Below are 10,420 nucleotides of genomic sequence, written 5' to 3'. Positions count from 1 at the left end.
CGAGCCTGCTCGCGAAGGGGTCAGTGGCTACACCAGGGAATCAAGTCTCAGGCCAGAACGCCCGAATCCCCGCCACGCCCTGCGCTCCTGCTGCCCAAGCTTTCTCGACTTCCGCCGGGCCAACCCCACCCAGCAAAAACACCGGCCTGCTGAAACCCTCGATCAAGCTCGAAGCCTGCTCCCAGCCAAGCGGTAGAGCGCCCGGATGCGTCAAGGTCGGCTGCACCGGCGACAGGGTCACGAAGTCCACACCCATCTCCTCGGCCAGCGCCAGCTCTTCAGCGTTATGGCAAGACGCCGCCAACCAGCGCGATGCCGGCAACGGACGACCGGCAGCCGCGTACTTGCGCAACTGTGCCGACGTGATGTGCCAACCGGCGGAGGGGAAATCTCCCAGCCACTCGAACGGCCCCTTGATCATCAGCTGCGCCTTGCCGGCACACAGCCCGACGGCGTCCACAGCCAGATCGCGGTACTTCGGGTCGTAACCGTTTGGTGCGCGCAACTGGATCAGCTTGATGCCGCCCGCGATGGCTTTCTGGATCCCTCGCAACAGGGCCGGGGTTTCCAGGTCTTCAGGCGTGATCAGGTATTGCTCGGGCAAGCGCGCGGCCGCCACGATTGGCCGGTTGGCCTCAGGGAACTCGTAACCCGACAGATCACGCGCCGTCACCCAAGCCAATGGCTGACCTTCGGCGCCGTGAGGCTCACCGGTGAACGCCGAGACTTCCCAGACATCCAGCAACACCTGCTTGTCCGGGTAATCATGGCGGACCTTGATCAGCGGGCGTGCCGCGCCGACCACGATACCCAGCTCTTCCTGCAGCTCACGGGCCAAGGCGCTTTCGACCGACTCGTCGGCCTCGACCTTGCCACCGGGAAATTCCCACAGGCCGCCCTGGTGCTGAGTATCGGCACGACGGGCGATGAGGATCTTGCCGCTGCCATCACGGATAACGGCGGCTGCTACGTGTACTCGTTTCACCGCTTGATCTCCTCCAGGCCGGCCTTCTGCCAAGCCTTGAACGCTGGCCATTGGTAGAGGGTTTCAACATAGGCTTCGTCGACTGCCGACAGCTTGACCTGATAGGTACGCAGGCGCACGGCAATGGGTGCAAAAAAAACGTCGGCCAGGCTTATGCGACCGAACAGGTAGGGCCCAGGCTCGGTCGCGACAGAGCGGCATTCAGCCCACAACGCCGACATGCGCTCGATGTCTGCCTGCACATCCGCCGGAACCGGCGACAGCGGCGCGTCGTGATTCAGGTCGAATGGCATGTTGCCGCGCATGGCGAAGAACCCGCTGTGCATTTGCGCGCACGCCGAACGCGCCTGGGCACGGGCGGCGATATCCTTGGGCCACAGGCCCGCGTCGGGAAACTGTTCCGCCAGGTATTCGGCAATCGCCAGGGAGTCGGCGATGGTGCCGTGTTCGGTCTTGAGCAACGGGACCTTGCCGGTTGGCGAGTGCTTGAGCAGACGTTCGCGGGTGTCCGGCTGGTTCAACTTGATCAGTTCTTCGGTGTAGGAGGCGCCGGCCAGATCGAGGGCCAGGGCGCCACGCAGGGACCAGGAGGAAAGCAGTTTGTCGCCGATGATCAGGTGGAGGCTCATGTTCGGGACCTTTTGATGAGGTGGACAGGCCAAATTCTTTAGCGTCTGGTCATCCCTCATCGCGGGCAAGCCCGCTCCCACAGTGATCGCGCCGTACCACGGAACCTGTGGGAGCGGGCTTGCCCGCGATGGGGTCGACTCGGTCTTAAGTACGGTACTCGGCGTTGATCTTCACGTACTCGTGGGACAGGTCGGTGGTCCAGATGGTTTCGCTGCAATCACCACGACCCAGTTCGATACGAATAGTGATTTCTTCCTGCTGCATCACCGCCGCGCCCTGGGCTTCGGTGTAGGTCGCAGCGCGGGCGCCACGGCTGGCGATGCACACTTCACCGAGGAACACATCGATCTTGCTCACGTCCAGGTTCGGCACGCCGGCACGACCAACAGCCGCGAGGATGCGGCCCCAGTTCGGGTCGGAAGCGAACAGCGCAGTCTTGATCAATGGCGAGTGGGCCACGGTGTAGCCAACGTCCAGGCATTCCTGGTGAGTGCCGCCGCCGTTGACTTCAACGGTAACGAATTTGGTCGCGCCTTCGCCGTCGCGAACGATCGCCTGGGCCACTTCCATGCACACCTCAAATACCGCCTGCTTGAGCTTGGCGAACAACTCGCCTTCGGCACGGGTGATTTCCGGCAACGCCGCCTGACCGGTGGCGATCAGCATGCAGCAGTCGTTGGTCGAGGTGTCGCCGTCGATGGTGATGCGGTTGAACGACTTGTTGGCGCCGTCCAGCATCAGGTTTTGCAGCACATCGCGAGCAACCTTGGCGTCGGTGGCGATATAGCCGAGCATGGTCGCCATGTTAGGGCGAATCATGCCCGCGCCCTTGCTGATACCGGTGACGGTGATGGTCACGCCGTCGTGCTGGAACTGGCGGCTGGCACCCTTTGGCAGGGTATCGGTGGTCATGATGCCGGTGGCGGCAGCTTCCCAGTTGTTCTCCGACAGATCGTCGAGGGCGGCTTGCAGTGCGCCCTCGATTTTCTCGACCGGCAGCGGCTCGCCGATCACACCAGTGGAATACGGCAGCACCAGGCTGGCGTCTACGCCGGTCAACTCTGCCAGCTTGGCGCAGGTGCGCTCGGCCGCGGCCAAACCTGGTTCACCGGTACCGGCGTTGGCATTGCCAGTATTGGTCAGCAGGTAACGCACCGGACCTTGCACGCGCTGCTTGGCCAGGATCACCGGGGCGGCGCAAAAGGCGTTCAAGGTGAATACACCCGCCACCGTCGAGCCTTCGGCACAACGCATGACCACCACATCCTTGCGCCCCGGGCGCTTGATACCGGCCGAGGCGATACCGAGTTCAAAACCGGCAACCGGGTGCAACGTTGGCAAAGGACCAAGACCAACAGCCATGAATGCGCTCCTTTATAAATGATGTCTGCACCGCTTCAGCAAAAGCGATGGTAAAAATGGCAAAACGCCGCGACGGCATGAGCCGGTCGCGGCGCGGGTATTTCAGCGTATGAAACGGGGGTTACTGGATCTGCCCGTGGCAATGCTTGAACTTCTTGCCCGAACCGCAGTAGCACAGTTCGTTACGGCCCAGCTTCTGCTCGTTGCGAACCGGGGCGGTGGCGAGGGCCACATCGACCTCTTCACCCAACTGCTCCGGCTGCTCCAGGCTCGGAGCCTCTTCATGCAGGAACTGCATGCGCGCCGCCAGTGCCTCGGCTTCCTGGCGCAGGCGCGCCTCTTCCTCGGCCGGATCTTCGCGACGCACCTGAACGTGTGACAACACACGGATCGAGTCGCGCTTGATCGAATCCAGCAGCTCGGAGAACAGCGTGAACGACTCGCGCTTGTACTCTTGCTTCGGGTTCTTCTGCGCATAACCGCGCAAGTGGATACCGTGACGCAGGTGATCCATGGTCGACAGGTGGTCTTTCCACAGGTCATCCAGCACGCGCAGGACGATTTGCTTCTCGAAGGTGCGCAGCGCTTCCGCGCCCGCCTGGTCTTCTTTCTCGTTGTACGCGGCGATCAGCTCCTGCATCAGCTTCTCGCGCAGGGTTTCCTCGTACAGGTGATCGTCTTCGTCGAGCCACTGCTGAATCGGCAGCTTCACACCGAAATCGCTTTCCAGGGCCGCTTCCAGACCCGCCACGTCCCACTGCTCTGGCAGCGATTGCGGTGGAATGTGCGCGCTGACGGTAGCGTTGAGTACGTCCTGGCGGAAGTCAGCAATGGTTTCACCGATGTTGTCGGCAGCCAGCAACGTGTTACGCATGTGATAGATAACTTTACGCTGTTCGTTGTTGACGTCGTCGAACTCGAGCAGTTGCTTGCGAATATCGAAGTTGCGACCTTCAACCTTGCGCTGGGCCTTTTCGATGGCGTTGGTCACCATGCGGTGCTCAATCGCTTCGCCAGGCTGCATGCCCAGGGCCTTCATGAAGTTCTTCACCCGATCAGAGGCGAAGATGCGCATCAGGCTGTCTTCCAGCGACAGGTAGAAACGACTGGAACCGGCGTCACCCTGACGACCGGCACGACCACGCAATTGGTTGTCGATACGGCGCGATTCGTGACGCTCGGACGCGATCACCTGCAAACCACCCGACTCGAGCACTTGCTGGTGACGTTTCTGCCAGTCCGCCTTGATCTGGGCAATCTGCTCAGGGGTCGGGTTTTCCAGCGAGGCCACTTCCACTTCCCAGTTGCCGCCCAACAGGATGTCGGTACCGCGACCGGCCATGTTGGTGGCGATGGTCAGTGCACCCGGGCGACCGGCCTGGGCGATGATCTCGGCTTCTTTTTCGTGGAACTTGGCGTTCAGGACCTTGTGCTCGATGCCTTCCTTGTTGAGCAGGTCGGACATGCGCTCGGAGGTTTCGATGGTCGCAGTACCCACCAGCACCGGACGGCCCGCGGCCATGCTTTCCTTGATGTCAGTGACGATTGCCGCATATTTCTCGTCGGCGGTCAGGAACACCAGGTCGTTGTAGTCTTTACGGGCCAGCGGCTTGTTCGTCGGAATGACGATGACCTGCAAGCCATAGATCTGATGGAACTCGAACGCTTCGGTGTCGGCCGTACCGGTCATGCCGGACAGTTTGTTGTACAGACGGAAGTAGTTCTGGAAGGTGGTCGAGGCCAGGGTCTGGCTTTCGGCCTGGATGTTCAGGTTTTCCTTGGCTTCGATGGCCTGGTGCAGGCCTTCGGACAGACGGCGACCGGGCATGGTGCGACCGGTGTGCTCGTCGACCAGTACGACCTGGCCGTCCTGCACGATGTATTCAACGTTGCGATGGAACAGTTTGTGCGCACGCAGACCGGCATAAACGTGGGTCAGCAGGGCCAGGTTGTGCGCCGAATACAGGCTCTCGCCTTCCGCCAGCAGGCCAAGGCGGGTGAGCGCGTCTTCGACGAACTGGTGACCGGCTTCGTTGAGCTCGACCTGGCGGGTCTTCTCGTCAACGGTGTAGTGACCGGCCTTGGTGACTTCGCCTTCGACTTCTTCGACGTGCAACTCCAACTGCGGGATCAGTTTGTTGATCTCGATATACAGCTTGGAGCTGTCCTCGGCCTGACCGGAAATGATCAGCGGGGTACGGGCTTCGTCGATGAGGATGGAGTCGACTTCGTCGATTACTGCAAAATTGAGTTCGCGCTGGAATTTTTCTTCCATGCTGAACGCCATGTTGTCGCGCAGGTAGTCGAAACCGAACTCGTTGTTGGTGCCATAGGTGATGTCGGCGGCATAGGCCAGGCGCTTCTCTTCCGGCGGCTGGAATGGCGTGACCACGCCGACCGTCAAGCCGAGGAATTCGTAGAGCGGGCGCATCCAGTTGGCGTCACGACGGGCCAGGTAGTCGTTCACCGTCACAACGTGCACGCCCTTGCCGGACAATGCGTTGAGGTAAACACCCAGTGTTGCCACCAGGGTCTTGCCTTCACCGGTACGCATCTCGGCGATCTTGCCTTCATGCAAGGTCATGCCACCGATCAGCTGGACATCAAAGTGGCGCATACCCATGACGCGCTTGCCGGCTTCACGGGCAACCGCGAAGGCTTCCGGCAGAAGCTGGTCGAGGGTTTCCCCTTTGGCGAAGCGGGCCTTGAACTCGTCTGTCTTGGCACGCAATTGATCGTCCGAAAGGGCCACCATTCGCTCTTCGAAGGCATTGACGAGTTGCACCGTCTTGAGCATGCGTTTGACTTCACGCTCGTTCTTGCTTCCAAAAAGTTTTTTTAACAAAGGCGCAAACATATCGGCAGGATCTTCCACACTAAAGGGATGGAGGGCGGCCCCGTGAGTCGCCCGAGCAGCCCTCATGGCCGCATGCGAACGAGCATTCTACCCGGAAACGGTGGTGAGGAAAGTGGCGTTACTCCACGATGCTGGCACAGCGTTGTGACGGGGCTCATTTAAAATAAGGGCAAATCGCTGAACTTCAAGCCATTCACGGCAGAAGTTACTGGTTGATTTAATGGGTAAAGCGCGCGCAAAGCAATGGGGCGGGCGCATCCGGTGCTTTCTGCTACCATGGCGGCTCTGTTACTTCAGGTGTCTGATCATGGCATTTCGCCCTCTTACGGCCAGAGCACCCGCCGTCCTGCTTCGCGAAGCCAAGCCGCTCAAGGCCATTCTAGGCCATGCTCAACGCCTGGGTCATTTGCAACGCTTGCTCGAGAGCCAGCTGCAACCCGCCGCGCGCGCGCATTGCCACGTGGCGTCCTGGCGCGAAGGCAGTTTGTTGCTCATTGTCACCGATGGTCATTGGGCCACCCGCCTGCGCTACCAGCAAAAACGCCTGCAGCGGCAACTGCAGATGTTCGATGAGTTCGCCAGCCTCACGCGAATCCTCTTCAAGGTCCAGCCGCCTACCGTTCAACAAGGGGCGACCGGGCATACCATGGATTTATCCAATGATGCGGCCGCGACCATCCAGGCCACGGCCGACGGCATCAGCGATCCAAATCTGCGGGCGGCGCTGGAGCGCCTGGCGGCGCACGCCAAGTCCAGGGCATGACATAGAACCCCTGTGGGAGCGAGCCTGCTCGCGAAAGCGGTGCTTCAGTCGACATAAATGTTGAATGTAACATCGGATTCGCGAGCAGGCTCGCTCCCACAGTTAGCGGCGTTTGCTGCCGCCCAACAATGACCCCATCAACCCGCGCACCAATTGCCGTCCCAGCTGATTAGCCGCCTGTCGCATCGCTGATTTCAGTGCCTGTCCCGCCGCCGTGCCGAGAAACTCTCCGGCTTGCTCGGTGAAGCTCGGCTCCTGCGCCGTCGGTTTTGCTGGCGCAGCCTCAGGTTCGGGGGCCAGCCCCTTGCGCCCCATCAGTATTTCATAGGCTGATTCACGATCGATCGGCTTGTCATACCGCCCCTTGCACGGCGAACCGGCTATCAGCAGCGTGCGCTCCGTTTCCGTCAGCGGCCCGATGCGTGATTGCGGTGGAGCCACCAGCACGCGCTGGACCATTTCCGGTGTGCCCTTGTCCTGCAAGGTGCCCACCAGTGCCTCGCCGATACCCAGCTCGGTCAGCACCGACAGGGCGTCGAACGCCGGATTCGGTCGGAAGCCATCGGCCACCGCTCGCAGTGATTTCTGCTCCTTGGCGGTGAACGCGCGCAAGCCGTGCTGGATGCGCAGGCCCAGCTGTGCCAGCACGTCATCGGGCAAGTCGCCCGGTGACTGGGTGACGAAATACACCCCCACCCCTTTGGATCGAATCAGCCGCACCACTTGTTCCAGTCGATCCTGCAGCGCCTTGGGCGTGCCGGCGAACAACAAATGCGCCTCGTCGAAAAACAGCGCCAGCAACGGTTTGTCCGCATCGCCACGTTCCGGCAGTTGCTCGAACAGTTCCGCCAGCAGCCACAACAGGAACGTCGCGTAGACCTTGGGGGCTTCATGCACCAGACGACTGGCATCGAGCAGGTGGATGCGCCCGCGGCCATCGGCGGTCGGTTGCAGAATATCCTCCAGTTGCAGCGCCGGCTCACCAAACAGCGCCTCAGCGCCCTGCTGCTCCAAGGTTGCCAGGCGTCGTAGCAGGGCCTGGCTGGAGCCGGTGGTCATTAGCGCCGCGTCATCCCCCAGCAGTTCGGGGTGGTCCTTGAGGTGATTGAGCAGCGCCTTGAGATCCTTCAAATCCAACAGCAACAAACCCTCGCGGTCGGCCACCTTGAACGCGGCATACAGCGCCGACTGCTGGCTGTCGGTCAATTCCAGCAGGCTGCCGAGGAGTAACGGCCCCATTTCACTCAATGTCGTGCGCAAAGGATGACCGGACTGACCGTGAATATCCCACAAGGTCACCGGATAGGCCGCTGGCTTGTGGTTCAGCCACGGCATACCGGCAATGCGCTCGGCGATCTTGCCCTGGGGGTTGCCGGCAGCGCCCAGGCCACACAGGTCACCCTTGATGTCGGCGGCAAAGACCGCCACGCCGGCATCGCTGAAGGCTTCGGCCAGACGTTGCAACGTGACGGTCTTGCCGGTCCCGGTAGCGCCTGCGATCAATCCGTGACGGTTCGCCAGGCGCATGGCCTGGGCGATCGGCTGGCCCGCGAGATCGGCGCCGATAACAAGTTGCAATGAATCAGGCATTTGGTCACCCATGGTTAATCTTTGGTCCTACACGGCCGATAGAAATATCGACAAAGCAGACAGACACAAATCTGTCGGACATTTCCCTTAAGGAGCGACGGAAATATCACTTGCTTTCAACATTGCCCATCGTGCGTTCCTTTATAAAAGCACGCGCTGGGCATTAAGACCTTAGCGGAACCCCAAGCCATGAACAAAAATCTACGCTTCAGCCACAAAATCCTGCTTGCCGCCGCCCTTATCGTCATTGCGACTTTCGCCTCATTCACCCTGTATAACGACTATTTACAGCGCAATGCCATCCGCGAAGACCTGGGCAACTATCTCAACGAGATGGGCGACGTCACCGCCAGCAATATCCAGACCTGGCTGACCGGCCGTATCCTGCTGATCGAGAACCTCTCGCAAAACATTGCCATCAACCCGGAACAAGCCAACGTCGCCACCCTGCTGGAACAGAAAGCTCTGACGTCGACGTTCATGGCGTCCTACCTGGGCGACGCTACCGGGCACTTCACCATCCGACCGGATGCGAAGATGCCGGACGGTTTCGACCCCAGGGTTCGCCCTTGGTACAAGGGTGCGCAAAACAGCAGCACGCCGACCCTGACCGAACCCTATGTCGATGCTGCGACCGGACAAACGATCATTTCCCTGGCCATGGCCTCGACGAAAGCCGGGCAAGGCGTTGGCGTAGTGGGCGGCGACCTCAGCCTGCAAACCTTGATCGACACCCTCAGCGCCCGGGATTTCGACGGCATGGGCTACGCATTTCTGGTCAGCGCCGACGGCAAGATCCTGGTCCACCCGGACAAAGCCCTGGTCATGAAGTCCCTGGGCGAGGCATACCCGCAAAATACCCCGCGCATCAGCCGCGACTTCAGTGAAATCGTGGTCGACGGCAAGACCCGCATCGTCACCTTTACTCCGATCAAGGGCCTGCCGTCGGTCAATTGGTACATCGGCCTGTCGGTGGACAAGGACAAGGCCTTCTCGATGCTCAGCGAGTTCCGCACCTCGGCGGTGATTGCCACGGTGATCGCCGTCGCCATCATCATCGCCCTGCTGGGCATGCTGATCCGCCTGTTGATTCAGCCGCTGCACGTCATGACCCGGGCCATGGCCGACATCGCCGACGGCGAAGGCGACCTGACCAAACGCCTGGTGATCCAGAACAACGACGAGTTCGGTAACCTCGGCACAGCATTCAACCGCTTCGTGGAACGTATCCACGGATCGATCCGCGAAGTGTCCTCGGCCACCGGCCAGGTCAATGAGGTGGCGTTGCGTGTGGTTGCCGCCTCGAACTCGTCGATGTACAACTCCGACCAGCAAGCGTCGCGCACCAGCAGCGTGGCAGCGGCGATCAACCAGCTCGGTGCCGCCGCCCAGGAAATCGCCCGCAATGCCGCGCAAGCGTCGAGCCAGGCCAGCGATGCCCGCAACCTGGCCGAAGATGGCCAGCAAGTGGTAGACCGCAGCATTGCCGCCATGAATCAACTGTCGAACATGCTCAGCGCCTCGAGCAGCAACATCGAATCGCTCAACAGCAAAACCGTGAACATTGGTCAGATTCTTGAGGTCATCACCAGCATTTCCCAACAAACCAACCTGCTGGCGCTCAATGCCGCCATCGAAGCGGCACGGGCCGGTGAAGCCGGGCGTGGATTTGCCGTGGTGGCCGATGAAGTGCGAAACCTGGCGCATCGCACCCAGGAATCGGCACAGCAGGTTCAGACCATGATCGAAGAGCTGCAGGTCGGCGCCCGCGAGTCGGTTAGCACGATGAGCGACAGTCAGCGCCACAGTCAGGACAGCGTGGAAATTGCCAACCTGGCTGGCGAGCGCCTGAGCAGCGTGACGCAACGCATCGGCGAAATCGACGGCATGAACCAGTCGGTGGCAACCGCCACCGAGGAGCAGACCGCCGTGGTCGAGTCGATCAATGTCGACATCACCGAAATCAACACCCTGAACCAGGAAGGTGTGGAAAACCTGCAGTCAACATTGCGCGCATGTACGGACCTTGAGCAACAGGCAGCGCGATTGAAGCAGTTGGTAGGCAGCTTCCGCATCTAGCGTTTTAGCTGGCCTCTTCGCGGGCGGCGATCCGACTCGCCCGCGAGGAGAAATACCCTGACACCAATCCGTCCATACACCACCCCCCTCTCCAGCCCCTCCCCATCCCCGCCAAATCCTGACCGAACAACTATTCTTCATTAAGGTCAACCAA

The 10,420-nt window shown here is 60.8% G+C and carries 7 protein-coding genes and 1 pseudogene; 3 read left to right on the top strand and 5 right to left on the bottom strand.

The window, feature by feature from the left end:
• Nucleotides 1–40 precede the first annotated feature (40 nt).
• From PG5_RS14545 to secA, 4 genes are all read right to left on the bottom strand, one after another.
• Entirely contained in the window at nucleotides 41–985 is a 945-nt protein-coding gene (locus PG5_RS14545; protein ID WP_020797887.1) for a Nudix family hydrolase, read from the bottom strand.
• Nucleotides 982–1,614 carry a glutathione S-transferase family protein gene (locus tag PG5_RS14540; protein WP_020797886.1) on the bottom strand — a complete coding sequence of 211 codons (633 nt, stop codon included), beginning with the start codon at nucleotides 1,612–1,614 and terminating at the stop codon, nucleotides 982–984. Before PG5_RS14540 ends, PG5_RS14545 begins: the two co-directional genes overlap by 4 nt.
• Nucleotides 1,615–1,759: 145 nt before the next feature.
• Complete coding sequence (gene argJ, locus PG5_RS14535) at nucleotides 1,760–2,977, bottom strand: bifunctional glutamate N-acetyltransferase/amino-acid acetyltransferase ArgJ (RefSeq protein WP_020797885.1); 1,218 nt, start codon at nucleotides 2,975–2,977, stop codon at nucleotides 1,760–1,762.
• A 121-nt stretch (nucleotides 2,978–3,098) separates the two neighbouring features.
• Entirely contained in the window at nucleotides 3,099–5,834 is a 2,736-nt protein-coding gene (secA, locus tag PG5_RS14530) for a preprotein translocase subunit SecA (RefSeq protein ID WP_020797884.1), read from the bottom strand.
• 307 nt (nucleotides 5,835–6,141) lie between these two features.
• Here secA and PG5_RS14525 point away from each other — a divergent pair, with 307 nt between their 5' ends.
• A complete protein-coding gene (locus tag PG5_RS14525; RefSeq protein WP_020797883.1) occupies nucleotides 6,142–6,597 on the top strand; it encodes a DUF721 domain-containing protein in 456 nt (151 codons plus the stop codon).
• Nucleotides 6,598–6,699: 102 nt separating this feature from the next.
• Here PG5_RS14525 and PG5_RS14520 read toward each other — a convergent pair whose 3' ends face one another.
• The gene (locus PG5_RS14520) at nucleotides 6,700–8,187 is read right to left on the bottom strand and encodes a helicase HerA-like domain-containing protein (protein ID WP_042955423.1); all 1,488 of its coding nucleotides are present in this window, start codon (nucleotides 8,185–8,187) and stop codon (nucleotides 6,700–6,702) included.
• Between the two features lie 189 nt (nucleotides 8,188–8,376).
• Here PG5_RS14520 and PG5_RS35360 point away from each other — a divergent pair.
• Nucleotides 8,377–9,408 (top strand): annotated as a pseudogene (locus tag PG5_RS35360) (cache domain-containing protein); the annotation flags it as partial.
• A gap of 93 nt (nucleotides 9,409–9,501) precedes the next feature.
• Complete coding sequence (locus PG5_RS35355; RefSeq protein ID WP_371106612.1) at nucleotides 9,502–10,266, top strand: methyl-accepting chemotaxis protein; 765 nt, start codon at nucleotides 9,502–9,504, stop codon at nucleotides 10,264–10,266.
• Nucleotides 10,267–10,420 lie beyond the last annotated feature (154 nt).

The organism is Pseudomonas sp. G5(2012), from assembly GCF_000408945.1.
GTDB classification, from domain to species: Bacteria; Pseudomonadota; Gammaproteobacteria; order Pseudomonadales; family Pseudomonadaceae; genus Aquipseudomonas; species Aquipseudomonas umsongensis.
Note: the sequence above shows the minus strand (reverse complement) of the source record. Positions and strands in the feature narration are given on the sequence as shown.